General features: G+C 60.2%; 16 protein-coding genes. 8 read left to right on the top strand and 8 right to left on the bottom strand.

Translation table 11 applies throughout. The features are described 5' to 3' along the window. Positions 1-88 precede the first annotated feature (88 nt). The 4 genes from M0412_RS16990 to M0412_RS16975 are packed head-to-tail and all read left to right on the top strand — an operon-like array spanning position 89 to position 4,385. Entirely contained in the window at positions 89-1,612 is a 1,524-nt protein-coding gene (locus M0412_RS16990) for a sugar ABC transporter ATP-binding protein (RefSeq protein WP_269699476.1), read from the top strand. After that, positions 1,612-2,655, top strand: coding sequence for an ABC transporter permease (locus M0412_RS16985; protein WP_269699531.1), 1,044 nt, complete (start codon positions 1,612-1,614; stop codon positions 2,653-2,655). Before M0412_RS16990 ends, M0412_RS16985 begins: the two co-directional genes overlap by 1 nt. Further along, positions 2,652-3,632 (top strand): galactofuranose ABC transporter, permease protein YjfF, encoded by a 981-nt coding sequence (yjfF, locus tag M0412_RS16980; RefSeq protein WP_269699475.1) that lies wholly within the window; start codon positions 2,652-2,654, stop codon positions 3,630-3,632. Before M0412_RS16985 ends, yjfF begins: the two co-directional genes overlap by 4 nt. Before the next feature lie 18 nt (positions 3,633-3,650). Further along, complete coding sequence (locus M0412_RS16975; protein WP_065117054.1) at positions 3,651-4,385, top strand: FadR/GntR family transcriptional regulator; 735 nt, start codon at positions 3,651-3,653, stop codon at positions 4,383-4,385. A gap of 59 nt (positions 4,386-4,444) precedes the next feature. On the opposite strand, the gene M0412_RS16970 is transcribed toward M0412_RS16975, so the two are convergent. The 3 genes from M0412_RS16970 to M0412_RS16960 form a co-directional block, all read right to left on the bottom strand. After that, positions 4,445-4,882, bottom strand: a complete 438-nt coding sequence (locus tag M0412_RS16970; RefSeq protein WP_269699474.1) for a YqaA family protein — start codon at positions 4,880-4,882, stop codon at positions 4,445-4,447. Between the two features lie 97 nt (positions 4,883-4,979). Then, complete coding sequence (locus tag M0412_RS16965) at positions 4,980-5,249, bottom strand: hypothetical protein (protein WP_142842770.1); 270 nt, start codon at positions 5,247-5,249, stop codon at positions 4,980-4,982. Then, on the bottom strand, positions 5,246-6,352 hold the full coding sequence (locus M0412_RS16960) for a GTP-binding protein (RefSeq protein ID WP_269699473.1): 1,107 nt from the start codon (positions 6,350-6,352) through the stop codon (positions 5,246-5,248). Before M0412_RS16960 ends, M0412_RS16965 begins: the two co-directional genes overlap by 4 nt. A gap of 361 nt (positions 6,353-6,713) precedes the next feature. Here M0412_RS16960 and ugpB point away from each other — a divergent pair, with 361 nt between their 5' ends. From ugpB to M0412_RS16940, 4 genes are all read left to right on the top strand, one after another. Further along, positions 6,714-8,024: a sn-glycerol-3-phosphate ABC transporter substrate-binding protein UgpB gene (gene ugpB, locus M0412_RS16955; RefSeq protein WP_193559543.1), complete on the top strand. Its 1,311-nt coding sequence runs from the start codon at positions 6,714-6,716 to the stop codon at positions 8,022-8,024. 70 nt (positions 8,025-8,094) lie between these two features. Next, positions 8,095-8,976, top strand: a complete 882-nt coding sequence (gene ugpA, locus M0412_RS16950) for a sn-glycerol-3-phosphate ABC transporter permease UgpA (RefSeq protein ID WP_269699472.1) — start codon at positions 8,095-8,097, stop codon at positions 8,974-8,976. Positions 8,977-8,986: 10 nt separating this feature from the next. Beyond that, positions 8,987-9,835 carry a sn-glycerol-3-phosphate ABC transporter permease UgpE gene (gene ugpE, locus M0412_RS16945; RefSeq protein WP_269699471.1) on the top strand — a complete coding sequence of 283 codons (849 nt, stop codon included), beginning with the start codon at positions 8,987-8,989 and terminating at the stop codon, positions 9,833-9,835. Further along, the gene (locus tag M0412_RS16940) at positions 9,835-10,896 is read left to right on the top strand and encodes a sn-glycerol-3-phosphate import ATP-binding protein UgpC (protein WP_269699470.1); all 1,062 of its coding nucleotides are present in this window, start codon (positions 9,835-9,837) and stop codon (positions 10,894-10,896) included. Before ugpE ends, M0412_RS16940 begins: the two co-directional genes overlap by 1 nt. A 72-nt stretch (positions 10,897-10,968) precedes the next feature. Here M0412_RS16940 and M0412_RS16935 read toward each other — a convergent pair whose 3' ends face one another. From M0412_RS16935 to M0412_RS16915, 5 genes are all read right to left on the bottom strand, one after another. Then, entirely contained in the window at positions 10,969-11,412 is a 444-nt protein-coding gene (locus M0412_RS16935; protein ID WP_269699469.1) for a glyoxalase superfamily protein, read from the bottom strand. 211 nt (positions 11,413-11,623) lie between these two features. Continuing rightward, complete coding sequence (locus M0412_RS16930; RefSeq protein WP_269699468.1) at positions 11,624-12,322, bottom strand: OmpW family protein; 699 nt, start codon at positions 12,320-12,322, stop codon at positions 11,624-11,626. A gap of 372 nt (positions 12,323-12,694) precedes the next feature. Then, positions 12,695-14,005, bottom strand: coding sequence for a xylose isomerase (gene xylA, locus M0412_RS16925; RefSeq protein WP_269699467.1), 1,311 nt, complete (start codon positions 14,003-14,005; stop codon positions 12,695-12,697). A gap of 206 nt (positions 14,006-14,211) precedes the next feature. Further along, positions 14,212-15,666 carry a xylulokinase gene (gene xylB, locus M0412_RS16920; RefSeq protein WP_142842821.1) on the bottom strand — a complete coding sequence of 485 codons (1,455 nt, stop codon included), beginning with the start codon at positions 15,664-15,666 and terminating at the stop codon, positions 14,212-14,214. A gap of 103 nt (positions 15,667-15,769) precedes the next feature. After that, on the bottom strand, positions 15,770-16,792 hold the full coding sequence (locus M0412_RS16915; RefSeq protein WP_142842762.1) for a LacI family DNA-binding transcriptional regulator: 1,023 nt from the start codon (positions 16,790-16,792) through the stop codon (positions 15,770-15,772). Positions 16,793-16,836 lie beyond the last annotated feature (44 nt).

Raw genomic sequence — 16,836 nt, 5'->3', positions numbered from 1 at the left:
CGGGGAGAAGAAACAAGCGGCACCCGCTCGCTTCATGCGATCACTCTGCGCCCTTATGGCGAGACCCATTTCGATACGGAACTGCTCAATGTCCGAAACGGCACCACTTCTGGAAGCACACGCCATCGGCAAATCCTTTCTCGGGATCACGGCGCTTGATGGCGTCGATTTTTCGCTCGGGCATGGTGAAATCCATGCGCTGCTCGGCGAAAACGGCGCGGGCAAATCGACGCTGATCAAGATCTTGACCGGGGTTTATCACCGCGACAGCGGTTCGATCTTTCTGGAAGGTAGCGAAATCTCGCCCACCAATGTCGGCGAGGCGCAGGCGCTGGGCATCGGCACTGTCTATCAGGAAGTGAACCTTCTCGAAAACCTGACAGTTGCCGAAAACCTGTTTCTCGGCCGCCAGCCGCGCCGCTTCGGGCTGATCGACCGCAGCACGATGCAGAAGAATTCGCAGGTGCTGCTTGCCCAATACGGACTTTCCATCGACGTCAACGCACTGCTTTCCAGCTATTCCGTCGCCATCCGCCAGATCATCGCCATTGCCCGCGCAGTCGATCTTTCCGGCAAGGTGCTGGTGCTGGACGAACCCACCGCCAGCCTTGATGCCCATGAGGTCGAGATGCTGTTCGGCGTCTTGAGAAACCTGCGCGCACGCGGCATCGGCATCGTCATCATCACCCACTTCCTCAATCAGGTCTATGACATAGCCGACCGGGTGACGGTGCTGCGCAACGGCCGTCTTGTCGGCACCCGCGATATCGGCAGCCTGCCCCGTTCCGAACTGATCTCGATGATGCTCGGCCGCGAGCTTCAGCACATCACCCATGAACATCAGGCGACAGAAGATACGGTTGCCGAGGGCGAGCCGCCGATCCGGTTCGAAGGTTACGGCAAACGCGGCAGCATCGCCCCCTTCGATCTCGGCATCCGCCCCGGCGAAATCGTCGGTGTCGCCGGGCTGCTCGGTTCTGGCCGGACGGAAACAGCCTTCCTGCTGTTCGGCATCGACCGGCCGGATACCGGAAAGGCTGTCATCGACGGCCAGACGGTGGCGATTTCTTCGCCGGAAGCCGCCATCACCGCCGGTTTCGGCTTCTGTCCGGAAGAGCGCAAGACCGATGGCATCATCGGCGACTTTTCCGTCACCGACAATATCGCGCTGGCGCTTCAGGCACGGCAGGGCTGGGCCCGGCCACTGTCGCGCCGGCAGAAAGCGGAACTGGCCGAAAGCTTCATCAAGTCGCTGGATATCCGCCCGGCCGATCCCAACCGGCCGATCAAATTCCTGTCCGGCGGCAACCAGCAGAAGGCCATTCTGGCGCGCTGGCTCGCCACCCACCCCCGTCTGCTGATCCTCGACGAACCGACACGCGGCATCGATATCGGCGCGCATGCGGAAATCCTGAAAATGATCGAAAAACTCTGCAGCGAAGGCATGTCGCTCGTCGTCATCTCTTCGGAACTGGAAGAACTCACCGCCGTCGCACACCGTGTCGTCGTGCTTTCAGACCGCCGTCATGTCAGCGAGTTGAAGGGCGGTGACGTGACCGCCGACAACATCATGCGGGCGATTGCCGATGCGGCAAAAACGGAGGCGGCATGATGGCAGCAGTGACACGACGCCTGAAAAGAATTGCTCCGCAGCTTGCCGCGCTCTTCATCATTCTGGCAGCGATAACAATCCTTTCGCCGGGTTTCCTGCATGTCTCGTTCCAGAACGGCAGGCTCTATGGCAGTCTGGTGGATATTCTCGTGCGTGCCGCACCGGTCGCGCTTTTGACCATCGGCATGACGCTGGTCATCGCCACCAAGGGCATCGACCTTTCCATTGGCGCCGTCATCGCCATCTGCGGCGCGGTCGCGGCCACGCTCATCAGCAATGGCCATTCCATTCCCTCGGTCATCGTCATCTCGCTTGCCGTGGGCATTGCCTGCGGGTTGTGGAACGGCGTGCTGGTCGCCCTTCTCGACATACAGCCGATCATCGCCACGCTGATCCTGATGGTGGCGGGTCGCGGCATCGCCCAGCTCATCACCGAAGGCGTCATTCTCACCTTCAACAATGACAGCTTTTCCGCCATCGGTTCCGGCTCGTTCGCAGGCATTCCGCTGCCGGTCATCATCTGGGTTGCGGCGGCCCTGTTGATCGGCCTTCTGGTGCGCAAGAGCGCGCTCGGTTTCCTGATCGAGGCGACCGGCATCAATCGCCGCGCCGCAGCGCTGGCCGGGGTGCGGGCCCGCTTCCTGCTGTTCTTCGTTTATGCGGTTTCCGGCCTTTGCGCGGCCATCGCCGGCATGATCGTCACCGCCGATATTCGCGGCGCGGATGCCAACAACGCCGGGCTGTGGCTGGAGCTCGACGCGATCCTTGCGGTGGTCATCGGCGGCACCTCGCTGAATGGCGGGCGCTTTTCCATCACCGCCTCGCTGATCGGCGCGCTGATCATCCAGACCATCAATACCGGCATTCTCGTCTCGGGCTTCCCGCCGGAATTCAACCTCATCATCAAGGCTGGCATCATCATGGTGGTGCTGACGCTGCAATCGCCGGCGATCATGGCCGTCCTCGGTTTCGTGAAAGCGCCGAAGCCCCACGTCAAACCGGCGGCCACCAATGGCATGACCAAGGAAGGAACCGCGCGATGATCCACAGCCGCAACCTGCCCTTCCTCACCACGCTGACGATCTTCGTGATCGCCTATCTTCTCTGCGTGCTGCAATATCCGGCGATCCTGTCGACACGGGTGATCGGCAATCTCTTGACCGACAATGCCTTCCTCGGCATCGCGGCCGTCGGCATGACCTTCGTCATCCTGTCGGGCGGCATCGATCTTTCCATCGGTTCTGTCATCGCCTTTACCAGCGTCTTCGTCGCCGTCATGGTCGGCACCTATAACATCCATCCGCTGCTGGCCTTCACCATCGTGCTGGTGGTCTCGACGCTGTTCGGCTGCCTGATGGGGGCGATGATCCGTTTCCTGTCCATCCCGCCCTTCGTGGTGACGCTGGCCGGCATGTTTTTGGCGCGCGGCGCGGCTTACCTTATCTCCACCCAGTCAGTGCCGATCTCGCATCCGTTCATCGATGCGATACAGGGCTTTTATTACCGCTTCCCGGGCGGCGGCAGGCTGACGGCGCTCGCCATGCTGATGCTTCTCGTCTTTGCCGCCGGCATGCTGATCGCCAGCCGCACCCGCTTCGGCGCGAATATCTATGCGCTGGGCGGCAACCCGCAATCGGCGGAGCTGATGGGCGTGCCGATCGGCGCAACGACCATCGGCATTTATGCGCTGTCCGGCTTTCTCTCCGGCCTCGCCGGCATCGTCTATACGCTCTACACCTCGTCGGGCTATTCGCTGGCGACGGTGGGCGTTGAACTCGACGCTATCGCCGCGGTGGTGATCGGCGGAACCTTGCTAACTGGCGGCACGGGGCTGGTGGCAGGCACCTTCATCGGGCTCCTGATCCAGGGCTTGATCCAGACCTACATCGTTTTTGACGGGACGCTTTCCTCCTGGTGGACGAAAATCGTCATCGGTGTGCTGCTTTTCGTCTTCATCGTGTTGCAGCGCGCAATCATCTGGTATTCAAACAGGAGACTGGCCGGGCCACATCCGGCATAACCACCAAGGGAGGCTTGCTTGGGGCTGCTCGAAACGACGATAAGCGGGCGAAAACGCCGGAACAGCCACGCCCATGTGGTCTCCGAACTCGGCAGCGCCATCGTCTCGGGCAGAATTGCCGAAGGCTCCCTGCTGCCCAATGACGCCGAACTTTCTATGCGCTTCGGCGTCTCGCGCACCGTGCTGCGCGAAACCATGAAGACGCTGGCGGCGAAGCGGCTGGTGGAACCGAAAGCAAAGGTCGGCACCCGCGTTCTCGACCGCTCAAGCTGGAATTTCTTCGATCCCGACGTGCTCGGCTGGCGCTGCGAAGCAGGCATAGACGAGGAGTTCGTTACGCATCTGGCAGAAATCCGTCTGGCGCTGGAGCCGGCAGCGGCAGCAGCAGCGGCCCTGCAGGCCTCCAATGACGATATTGTTTCGCTTTACGTCATCGCTGCAAAGTTCGACAATCCAAAACATACGCCGGAAAGTATCGCCAAGGTCGATCTCGAATTCCACCTTGCCGTGGCGCATATGTCCGGCAACCCCTTCATGCGCTCGGCAAGCGGGCTGATTGAAGCGGCACTCGCCATTTCCTTCCAGCTTTCGTCACCTGCCGCCTCACCCGGCACCATCGCCGAAATTGCGTCGAACCATCTGCGCATCGTCCACGCCATTGCCGCACGTGATGCGGATGCCGCCGTCAAAGCCATGCGCCACGTGATCGAGGTGGGCAAGGACCGGACGCAGAAGGCGATCAAGGCGCCCTGAAGAGGCTGCCCTCCCCTGTCTTCTGAAACGAAGAACGGGCCGCAACATCCTGAAGACAATCAGAGAAAATTCAGCGTCACCAGCGCCAGCAAGAGGTAGCGCCCGACCTTGGCGATGGTGACCAGCAGCAAAAAGACCGGCAGTGGCTCTTTCATGATGCCGGCCGCAACCGTCAGCGGATCGCCGATCAGCGGCGCCCAGCTTAACAGCAGCGACCACCGGCCATAACGCCGATACCAGTTCTGGGAACGTTGCAGCGCGGCCTCGCCAACGGGAAACCAGCGCTTATGCCGGAAGCCTTCAATGCCACGGCCAAGCAGCCAGTTGACGAAGGAGCCGGCGACATTGCCGGCACTGGCGACGACCACCAGCAGCCAGACAGGCTGCGACTTCATGAGGATTAGACCGGCCAGCGCCGCCTCCGACTGCATGGGCAGAATGGTCGCCGCCACAAAGGCCGTCAGAAACAAACCCGCATATACCGCCAGATCGGCCATTTTCCGCCCTTCATCACCAGCGAATCCCGCCGTGGCCCCTGAAGTGCCGGATGATGGCGCGCACCGTCAAGCACGCCCTGATATCACCGATCCAATATCAGGCCGAATTCTCCGCAATTGCGCGCACAATATCGTCATGATCCACCTCCAGCAGCGCCTTGTGGATGGACAATTGCCTGATATCACCGGATGCCGACAGGATGACGATCACCGTTTCGCGTGGCGGGCAATCCGGCAGGGCGCAGGACAGTTCGCTGACGGTAACGATGTCATCGGCATGCAGATTTAACAGGTTGCGCGCCCATTGTTTCAGAATCCGGGCCTGCGAGACGATCGCGGAACCGCTGCGCGCAAGCGGATTGTTCATGAAGCACCCTTTCGCCTCGCCTGCGAGGCCAATGTATCGAAAAGATCGCGGATTGGCTGTTGCGGCATATCCATGCCGATCAGCACGAGCCGGGTTGCACGGTTGCCATCCGGCCAGCTTTCGAGCCTTGCCAGCGGGTAAAGCCGGTGCTGCACGGCGTGGGCAACCACTGGCCGATCCGGGTCGTCCGTCGCCTGGAAAATACCTTTCAGTCGCAGCAGGCCGGAATGCACGTTGCTGGTGACGAGTTCGAGAAAGGTAACGATCATCTGTGGCTCAAGAGCCCCGTCGAAAGTGAGGTCAAAGGCCTCGACGCCGGCACCATGGCGGTTGATATCATGGGCATGGTCGGCATGCAGGCTCAGCCTGTCGGCCGCCAGCCATCCCGGCACATCCTCCGGCTTGCCGCGCAGCGAGTAGTTCTTCGTTGCAAAAAGCGACATGAGATCGAAGCCGGCCGCATTGCGATCATGCAACAGGGCGGCGGGGTTGAGGTCTGCAAGGCCTTCACGGTCCATCGCTGTCGTATTGGCAAGGTCGGTTTTCGTCAGGACGATGTGGTCGGCAAAGGCAAGCTGTTTCCAGCCTTCGATGAAGCTGTCGAGCATCGCTCGGCCGGACGTGACATCAAAGACAGTCATCACGCCCGAAAGATGAAAGTGCCGGGCGACGATGTGGTCGCGCAACCCAAGCGCCGGTGTGCCGCCGGCAATCAGGCTGTTGATGATCGGCGCGGGATCGGCAAGTCCCGTCGTTTCGATAACGACACGCGATATTTCCGGCATCGCCCCTTCCAGAAAGGCCTGATGCAATTCATAAAGCGAGGTGCGGATATCGCTGGTGGCGTTGCAACAGATGCAACCCGTCGTGGTTCTGAAATACCGTTCCGAGCCGCTGCGCACCAGATCGTGATCGATGGGCACGGATCCGAATTCATTGACGATGACGGCAGCGTCATGCATGGCCGGTTCGTTTAGAAGCTCGTTCAGCAGGGTAGTCTTTCCCGCCCCCAGAAAGCCGGTAAGCAGGGTGACCGGCACCGTCCTGACGGGCTGGGAGACAGCCGTGTCATCTCCTCGCGCAACCGCTTTCTTCCGCGTCATTCCAAACACATCCGCACCTTTGAACCGCATAAAATCAGCGGTAGCTTAATATGTAATGTAATAACATATCAATATTATTCTGAAAGCGTCCGGCAACAGTTCATCATTGTTACCCGGCTACGAAAAATCATGCCGCCTGGGGCGCCGGCATAAAGACGCATGAAAAAACCATGCGCCGCGAAAATGGAATAATAAAATCGTTTCTTTCACTTTCGTTTTATTCGTTCCACGCTCTATTGCATTTTCGTTCAAGTTCGTTTTTAATTCCAAATGCAAATACAGAAAAGATCGCCCACAGCTGGATCGAGGAGGAAGGCTGTAATAAGGGACTGTATCTTTTACTGTTTTCACAATGGGAGGAATCGCCTTGAAAAAACTCAGCTACCGCCTTGCTGCGGCATCCGCGCTTTCGTTTTTTGTCACATCGAATGCTTTCGCTGCGACGGAGATCCAGTGGTGGCACGCCATGACCGGCGCCAATAACGAAGTCGTGGACGCGCTTGCGAAAGAGTTCAACGAAAGCCAGAAAGACTACAAGATCACGCCCGTGTTCAAGGGCACCTATCCGGAAACGCTGAATGCCGGCATTGCCGCATTCCGCGCCAAGCAGCCGCCGGCCATCATTCAGGTCTTCGACGCCGGTTCCGGCGTGATGATGGGTGCCGCCGGCGCCATCAAGCCAGTGGCGGATGTGCTGAAGGAAGGTGGCTACACCTTCAACAAGGATGAATATCTGGCCGGCATCGTCGCCTATTATTCCAAGCCGGACGGCACCATGCTGTCCTTCCCTTACAATTCATCCTCGCCGATCCTCTATTACAACAAGGACACCTTCCAGAAGGCAGGCCTTGACCCGGCCAACCCGCCGAAGACCTGGCCGGAAGTTTTCGAAGCCGCCAAGAAGATCAAGACCAGCGGTGCCGCGCAGTGCGGTTTCACCTCCACCTGGCTTACCTGGATCCAGACCGAAAATTTCGCCGCCTGGAATAACGTGTCCTATGGCAGCAATGAAAACGGGCTTGGTGGTACGGATGTGAAGCTTGCGGTCAATGCGCCGCTGTTCGTCGAGCATTTCCAGGCGATTGCCGATCTCGCCAAGGACGGCACCTTCCGTTATGGCGGACGCACCTCCGAAGCCAAGCAGCTGTTCATGTCCGGCGAATGCGGCATCCTGACCGAATCCTCCGGCGGCCTTGGCGATATCGTCAAGACCGGCATGAATTACGGCATCGGCCAGCTGCCCTATTATGAAGGCCATGGTCCGCAGAACACCATTCCCGGCGGCGCCAGCCTCTGGGTATTCGGCGGCAAGAGCGACGCCGAATATAAGGGCGTTGCCGAATTCTTCCATTTCCTCTCGCAGACCAAGATCCAGTCTCGCCTGCATCAGGTCTCCGGCTACATGCCGGTAACGATCGCGGCCTATGAGGAAACCAAGAAATCCGGCTTCTACGACAAGAACCCTGCCCGCGAAACGCCGCTGCTGCAGATGATGGGCAAGCCGCCGACAGAAAACTCCAAGGGCGTACGCCTCGTGAACCTGCCGCAGGTGCGCGACATCATGAACGAAGAGTTCGAGGCGATGCTGGCCGGCAAGCAGGACGCGAAAGCCGCCCTCGACAAGATCGTCGAGCGTGGTGACGCAGCCATCAAGCAGGCCGCCGGCAACTAAACGATCCCTGCCACCGCCCGCATTCTCAAAAAGGGTGCGGGCGGCGTTTCCATCTCATCAGGAGATCGCCGTGCAAAGCGTCGTATTCCCCAACAAGATCCTGCCTTATCTGCTGGTCGCACCGCAGATCATCCTGACGGTGGTCTTTTTCTTCTGGCCCGCAAGCCAGGCGCTCTACCAGTCGACCATGCGCGAGGACGCCTTCGGGCTGAACAGCAATTTCGTCGGGCTGGCCAATTTTTCCACCGTGCTGTCAGATGAGAGCTATCTCAACTCCCTGCACGTCACCATCATCTTCAGCGTGCTGACCGCACTCGTCTCCATGGGACTTGCGCTGCTTCTGGCAACGGCGGCTGACCGGGTGGTGCGCGGCAAGGGCTTTTACCGTACCATGATGATCATGCCCTATGCCGTGGCGCCTGCCGTCGCCGGCATGTTGTGGCTGTTCATGTTCAACCCCGCCATGGGCACCTTCTCTTATATCCTGCGCCGCAACGGCATCATGTGGGACCCGCTGCTTGACGGTAATCAGGCCATGCTGCTGGTAGTCGCCGCCGCTGCGTGGAAGCAGATCAGTTATAATTTCCTGTTCTTTGTCGCGGGCTTGCAGGCAATTCCGAAATCATTGCTGGAAGCGGCCTCCATTGACGGCGCGCGCGGTTCGCGGCGCTTCTGGACCATCGTTTTCCCGCTGCTGGCGCCGACAACCTTCTTCCTTCTGGTCGTCAACACGGTTTACGCCTTCTTCGATACCTTCGGCATCATCCATGCCGTCACCGGCGGCGGCCCCGCCAAGGCGACGGAAACGCTGGTCTACAAGGTCTATAATGATGGCTTCGTGAACCTGAACCTCGGCTCTTCCGCCGCGCAGTCCGTGATCCTGATGGTGATCGTCATTGCGCTCACCGCCTTCCAGTTCCGCTTCGTCGAGAAGCGCGTGCATTACGGCTGAGGATTTCACAATGATTGAAAATCGCCCGGTCGCCCGCATGGTCGCCCATCTGATGCTCATTCTCGGCATCATCGTTGTGGCCTTCCCGATCTATTACACCTTCGTCGCTTCTTCCATGACGTCGACGGATATCATCCGCCCGCCCATGTCGCTTTTGCCCGGCGATCATCTGGGCGCCAACTACACCGACGCCATGGTCGGTGGCGTCGAAAGAGTGGTCGGCGTCAGCCTCGAGCGGTTGCTGTTCAACAGCTTCGTCGTGGCGCTCGCCATCGCCATCGGCAAGATCGTCATCTCGTTCCTGTCGGCCTTCGCCATCGTCTTCTTCCGCTTTCCCTTCCGCATGGGCTTTTTCTGGATGATCTTCATCACGCTCATGCTGCCGGTGGAAGTGCGTATCCTGCCCACCTACAAGGTCATCGTCGATCTTGGGTTGATCGACACCTATGCGGGACTGACGCTGCCGCTGATGGCATCTGCGACGGCGACGTTCCTGTTCCGGCAGTTCTTCCTGACCATTCCCGGTGAGCTGGTCGAGGCGGCGCGTATCGACAATGCCGGTCCATTCCGCTTCATGCGCGATATTCTGTTGCCGCTGTCGAGAACCAATATCGCCGCCCTATTCGTGATCCTGTTCATCTATGGCTGGACCCAGTATCTCTGGCCGCTGCTCGTGACCAACGACGCCAAGATGAACACGATCATCATCGGCCTCAAGCGCATGGTGGATTTCACCGATGCTTCGACGCCCTGGAATTATGTGATGGTGACGGCGATCCTCGCCATCATCCCCCCGATTATGGTTGTGGTGCTGATGCAGCGCTGGTTCGTCAAAGGTTTGGTGGAGACCGAAAAATAATGGCAAAAATTGCGCTGAAAGACGTCCGCAAGGTTTATGGCGGCAATGTCGATGCGATCAAGGGCGTATCGATGGACATCGCCGATGGCGAAATGATCGTACTGGTCGGCCCCTCCGGCTGCGGAAAATCCACGCTGCTGCGCATGATCGCCGGGCTGGAAAGCATATCGGGCGGCGAGATCGTCATCGGCGACCGCGTCGTCAATGATCTCGAACCCTCCGACCGCGACATCGCCATGGTGTTCCAGAACTATGCGCTTTATCCGCATATGACGGTGCGCCAGAACCTTGCCTATGGACTGAAGAACCGCAACACGCCGAAGGAGGAGATCGAGCGGCGCATCACCGAGGCGGCCAAGGCGCTGGAGATCGAGCAGTTCCTGGAGCGCAAGCCGCGCCAGCTTTCCGGCGGCCAGCGCCAGCGCGTGGCCATGGGCCGCGCCATCGTGCGCAAGCCGGCCGCCTTCCTGTTCGACGAGCCGCTCTCCAACCTCGACGCCAAGCTGCGCGTGCAGATGCGGGTGGAAATCCGCCGTTTGCAACGCTCGCTCGCCACGACAAGCGTTTATGTCACCCATGACCAGATGGAGGCCATGACGCTCGCCGATCGGCTGGTGGTGCTGAATGCCGGCCGCATCGAGCAGATGGGCACGCCGATCGAGCTTTATGAGAAGCCGGCGACCACCTTCGTCGCCACCTTCATCGGTTCGCCCTCCATGAACCTTCTGGCGCACGGCACGGCTTCGTCCAATGGCTCTACCGGCTGGTCGGTGAACGGTGTTACAGCACTACCGCAGACCGTCGCCACACTCGGCATTCGCCCGGAAGACATCACGCTTGCCACCGAAGCCCCGGCCGACGCCGCCTTCACCGGCACCGTGCAGGTGGATGCCGTGGAACTGGTGGGGGCGGAAAGCTATGTACACGGCTCCTTCGCCGATGGCACCACCATCGTCTTCCGAGTTCCCGGTCGCTCCCAGCTGGGCATTGGCGAGACACTGAAGATCGCCGCACAGGCAAAGAATTTCCATCTGTTCGATACGACGGGCAAGCGGATCTAAACTTATCGACGAAAATCGAACACCCGCCCTTCGGCGGGTGTTCTTGTATCGCTAGATACCTCCGGCAGCTCCCTACCACACCAGCTCCACCTGCGGCCGGCCGTTGGAGGTTTTCTCCACGGTGCGGCCGGATGTGTCGATATTGCAGTGGACGCGTTGCCGGAAGGCGGAGAAGCTTTCGAAGGTCACGACGTCGACGGGATCATCCAGATGCAGGGTGAGCCGATAGCGTTCCGGGTCACCGCCGAGCGCCTGGACACCCAGCACGGAGGCGACGAAAGGCTGGCCTAGATAAAGGCCTTCCACTCTCGAACCCAGAAGATATGGATTGAAGGCGGGGCGGTTGCCGGCTGCTGCGTGCAGAGTGTTCCAGTCGCGGAAGCCATATTGCGCGGCGATGAGTTCCAGCGCCTTTGAGTGGGTAATTGCCTGTCCCTGTTCCTCAAGCGCTGTGCGCAGGCGTTTTGCCTGCTCTTTCAGCCCCTCAAGGGCGGGAAGCGGTTTGGACACGTTCATAACGGTTCTCCAACATTGACATGCCGAATTTTCCGAAGGGGGTCCGCGTTGCCATCGACGACATGCAAAACATGGGGATGACCGTTATCAGGGATGAGAGCTTCACCAGGGGCATAAATGCCTGCGGACGGCCGGGGCTCTCTGCCCGTGGCCGTCCGTATAACTCAGAACGGGCCGCCCGTCAAAGGCGGCGCTGAAGGGCGTCCCGGGATCAGAAGCGATAGGTGATACCGGCACCGATCAGCCAGGGATCGAGCCTGGCCTTGCCGCTGATCGGCGTGCCGCCCAGTTCGGCGGTCCAGTCGGTCTTCAGGAAGATTTTTTTCACGTCGAAGTTCACGCCCCAATGTTCGTCGAGCATATAGTCGAAACCGACCTGCACGGCAGCACCGAGCTTGTTCTTGACATCAAGATTGCTGAAACCGGGCTGTTCGGACTGGTTGTAGAACAGCGAATAGTTCACGCCCGCACCAATATAGGGCTTGAAGGCGCCGAAATCGGTGAAGTGATATTGCAGCGTCAGCGTCGGTGGTAGCAGCCATGTCTTGCCAACCGGCGTGCCGGCCAGCACACCCTCGCCGTTGATCTTGGCATAGGTGGTGCCGAGAATGAGTTCGGCGGCAAAATTCGGCGTGAAGAAATAGGTGATGTCGAGTTCCGGGATCACCGTATCCGAATAGGAAAGGCCAGCACCCGGCACACCGTCGACGCTGCCGCTGTCATTGGTGATGACGCCGAGACCGCGCACGCGCAGCATCCACGGGCTTGCCGCCGCAATCGCCTCTTCGGCGGTGGGCGCCGGGGCTGGCGGGGCCAGATCGGCGGCCATGGCATTGGCCGATACCAGCATCGCCGCAGCGCTAACCGCGACGCTGGCAAGCAAAGCGGTTCTTTTGTTCCTGTTCGTCATTCCATCTCTCCTTTAGCGCAGCCTGCATCCGTTCGGACATTCCCCAGGGCGCGTCTCACCTTCTCGAACCGGCGCATCGGAACTTGCCGATGCCGCAGCCGTCACCGGGCAACCCAGAAACCGACTGATGACGGCTGGCTGCGAATCCTCGGTGCCACGACCGTCACGGCCACTATGGCGAAGGGCGGGAGACACCAATTGAGATGGATCAAACCGTTGCGGCATTGACCAATGCAGAGGACGTACGGCTGGAGATTGTGACAATTGTGCAACAACAGGAAGCGGGAGACCGGTGCAAGATCGCCATGGACAGCGCATAAAAAGGGCGGGAGATGATCCCCCGCCCCGCTTTTTCAACAATGGACTTGCGCGTCAGACGTAACGATTGACGACGTTTTCCAGATATTCCTGACGACCGGATTTCGGCTCGGGATTGATATCCTCCCGCTCCACCAGCGCGGTAATCTCGTCGAGCTTCAGTTCGCCGCGCAGCATCTTCTGGGCCTCCGGCGAATCCCACTTGGCATAACGCTCCGCAAGTGGCTTCGACAGCGCGCCGTCCTCGACCATCTTCGCCGCCGCCTTCAGGCCACGGGCGCAGCAATCCATACCGCCGATATGACCGATCAGCAGGTCCTGCGGATCGAGCGACTGGCGACGCAGCTTGGAATCGAAATTGGTGCCGCCATTCTTGAAGCCGCCACCGGCAAGCACGTGGTAATAGGCGAGCGCCATTTCCGGCACGTTGTTGGGGAACTGGTCGGTATCCCAGCCGGACTGGTAATCGTTGCGGTTCATGTCGATGGAGCCGAAAATGCCGAAGGCATTGGCCATGGCCAGCTCATGTTCGAAGGAATGGCCGGCGAGGATGGCGTGGCCCTGCTCGATATTGACCTTCACTTCCTTTTCCAGGCCGTTTTTCTGCAGGAAGGCATAAACGGTGGCGACGTCATAGTCGTACTGGTGCTTGGTCGGCTCCTGCGGTTTCGGCTCGATCAGGATCGTGCCTTCAAAGCCGATCTTGTATTTATATTCCACCACCAGATTGAGGAAGCGGCCAAGCTGGTCCAGCTCACGCGACAGATCGGTATTGAGCAGCGTTTCGTAACCTTCGCGGCCACCCCACAGAACGTAGTTCGCGCCACCGAGCTTCTTGGTGGCGTCCATGCAGGTCTTCACGGTCGCGGCGGAGAAAGCGAAGACATCCGGGTCCGGATTGGTTGCCGCACCGGACATGAAACGCCGGTTGGAGAAGAGGTTCGCCGTGCCCCACAGCAGTTTCACGCCGGTCTGAGCCTGCTTTTCAGCAAAATAATCAACGATTTCGTTGAGGTTCTTCGTGTTCTCAGCAAAGTTTTTGCCTTCCGGACGCACATCCGCATCGTGGAAGCAATAAAACGGCGAGCCGAGCAGCGAGAAGAACTCAAAAGCCACATCTGCCTTCAGCTTCGCAGCCTGCATGCTGTCTTCGAACCAAGGACGCTCAAATGTCTGGCCGCCGAAGGGGTCACCGCCCGGCCAGGTGAAGGTGTGCCAGTAGGCCACCGCGAAACGCAGGTGATCTTCCATGCGCTTGCCGGCAACGATTTCATCGGGGTTGTAATGGCGGAAGGCCAGCGGGTTGGTGCTGTCGGGGCCTTCATATTTGATCTTGGCGATATCGCCGAAAAAACCTGTGCTCATGGTGGGTCCTCCTATGGTGGGTCTAGATGAAATGCCGGAGGGTTCGGTTACCCCCCTCTGTCCTGCCGGACATCTCCCCCACAAGGGGGGAGATCAGATGCCGTACTCGCTCGTTCCATGGGCGAGGTGTCCGCCGCTTGTCGATCTCCCCCCTTGTGGGGGAGATGTCCGGCAGGACAGAGGGGGGTAGCCACACCCCCAATACCTCAATGCGAAAGCGCCCGAATAGCCGGATAAAGCGCGTGATACCGCCGATAAGCCTCCTCATAGGCCCCAGCCAGATCAGACACCGGCTCAATCGTCCGCGCCGTCTCCGGCTGCGAGCAAACCGCCACCGGATCAGCCCCTGTCGCGGCAATCAGACCAAGACGGGCCGCACCGAAGGCCGCGCCGAAATCGCCCTCTGCCGGAATATCCACCGGCACGCCGAGCGAGGTGGCGATCGAGGCCAGCCAATAGGCCGAACGCGAACCACCGCCGATGGCGGTGACGCGCGAAATTGAGGTGCCGGCAGATTTCAGCGCTTCGAGATTGTCGCGGATGGCAAAGGTGACACCTTCCAGCACCGCCTGTGTCAGCGCCTTGCGGTCGCTTTCATGCGAAAGACCGATGAAGGAGCCGCGAATGGCCGCGTCATTATGCGGTGTGCGCTCGCCGGAAAGATAGGGCGCGAAGGTAACGCCGGTTGGCGCAAGCAGCGTCTCTCCCAGCTCGCCGGTCAGATCGGCGGCGGATTGGCCGGTGAGGCGCGAATACCAGTTCAGCGCATCGGTGGCGGAGAGGATGACGCCCATCTGGTGCCAGGTGTTGGGCAGCGCATGGCAGAAGGCGTGCACGGCGCTTTCCGGCTTCGGCAGATAAGACGCGTTGGCGGCAAACAGCACGCCTGATGTGCCAAGCGACACGAAGGCGTGGCCTTCCTTCACCGTGCCCATGCCGCAGGCGGAAGCGGCATTGTCACCCGCGCCGCCGGCCACCACGGTGCGGCCGGAAATGCCCCATTCGGACGCGAGTTCGGCGCGGAGCACGCCCGCCTCATCCGTGCCTTCCACCAGCGACGGCATGTGTTTTTCATCGAGGCCGGTGGCGGCGAGAAGTTCGGACGACCATTTGCGCGCCCCGGTATCGAGCCATGAGGTGCCGGCGGAGTCGGACATTTCCGAGATATATTCGCCCGTCAGCCACAGACGAAGATAATCCTTCGGCAGCAGTACCTTCGCCACTTTCGCAAAGATTTCAGGTTCGTTCTTCGCCACCCAGGCAAGCTTCGGCGCGGTGAAACCGGGGAAGACGATATTGCCGGTGATCTTGCGGAAACGCGGATCGGCATCGAGCGCAGCCGCCTCGGCATGGGAACGCGTGTCGTTCCACAGGATGCAGGGGCGCAACACCTTACCATCAGCATCAACAAGCGTCGCGCCGTGCATCTGGCCGGAGAGGCCAATGCCCTTTACGGCGGAAAGCTCTTTCGGGAACTTCTGCTTCAGGCCAGCAACGGCGGTTTTCGTGGCGACGATCCAGTCCGCCGGGTTCTGTTCCGACCAGCCATGATGCGGACGCGAAACCTCAAGCGAGCCATTGGCCGAGCCGACGATCTTCTGATCGCCATCCATCAGCAGGGCTTTGATGCCTGAAGTGCCAAGGTCGAGACCGAGATACATGTATTTCTCCATTCCGGCGCTCCATGCGCCACTTTCAGCGTTTTTTAAAAGTCACCGCATTTCCGGATGGAAAACCGGCGGCCACTTTTCCTGGAAAAGCTTGTCAGGGCAGATTGTCCCTGAGGAATATGTCGATACGGATACGTTCCTGCGCCGCGATGACAGACTGGCCGTCCGCACGTGCCTTCAACACGCGGATGGCGCTGCGCACCTCGTGGCCGGCATCCTGATTGAGCACGGCGTCAAGCACGCCTTCCCGCAGCGCATTGGCGGTGTTTTCCGTCAGTTCGTGGGCAATGACAGACAACGGCCTTTCACCGCCGGCGGCTCTCAGCGCCCGGATGAGGCCGCGATTACCGGCGCCGAGGCTGTAGATGCCTGACAGCGCGACATTGCCGAGCGCTCCGGCAACCAGCGCCTCGACGGTTGCCGGGTCATCCTTGCCCTCCAGTACCGGCAGAAGCCGCAATTGCGGAAATTCAGCCTCGATGACGGCGCGAAAACCTTCCAGACGTTCGCGATGGTCACGCACCAGCATGGAACCGGCGACAACGGCGATATCGCCGCCACGGCTGGAGAGGAAACGTCCCATCAGGCTCGCCGCCGTGCGCCCCGCCGCGGCATTGTCCACACCGGCATAATGGTCACGGCGTGAGCCGGAAAGATCGGAAACCAGCGTCACCGTGGCGATGCCGTCTTCCGCCAGCCGGTCTGCCGCTTCCGCCACATCTTGCGAATCGGTGGCGACGAAAGCCACGCCGGAGGGTTTTTCCCGCCGCGCCACTTCCAGTGCCTCGGTCAGCGCCGCGGCATTAAAGGGCGGCACCTCGATGATGCGGATCGCCGTGCGCTCCAGATGGGAGCGGGAGGCGGCAGCCCGCACCTCGGCCCTGAGTGTGGCCATGAAGGAATTGTCGTTGCCCGGCAGGATGAAGACCAGCGAATAATTGCGGCCCTTGGCCAGATTGGCGGCGGCGATATCGCGGACATAACCAAGCTCGGCAATCGCCGCCTCCACCCGGGCGCGGGTGGCGGCGTGGACGCCCGGACGCATGTTCAGCACTCGGTCGATGGTGGCGAGGCTGACGCCTGCGCGCTCGGCAATATCATGAACTGTCGGCTTCATGGCTCCTCCCCTCGCCCTTGAATATCCAGCTTTGGCACCGAGGT

This window comes from Agrobacterium sp. O3.4 (assembly GCF_041414895.1).
In the GTDB taxonomy this organism is placed as follows: domain Bacteria; phylum Pseudomonadota; class Alphaproteobacteria; order Rhizobiales; family Rhizobiaceae; genus Agrobacterium; species Agrobacterium cucumeris.
This window is presented reverse-complemented; position numbering and strand designations above follow the sequence as displayed.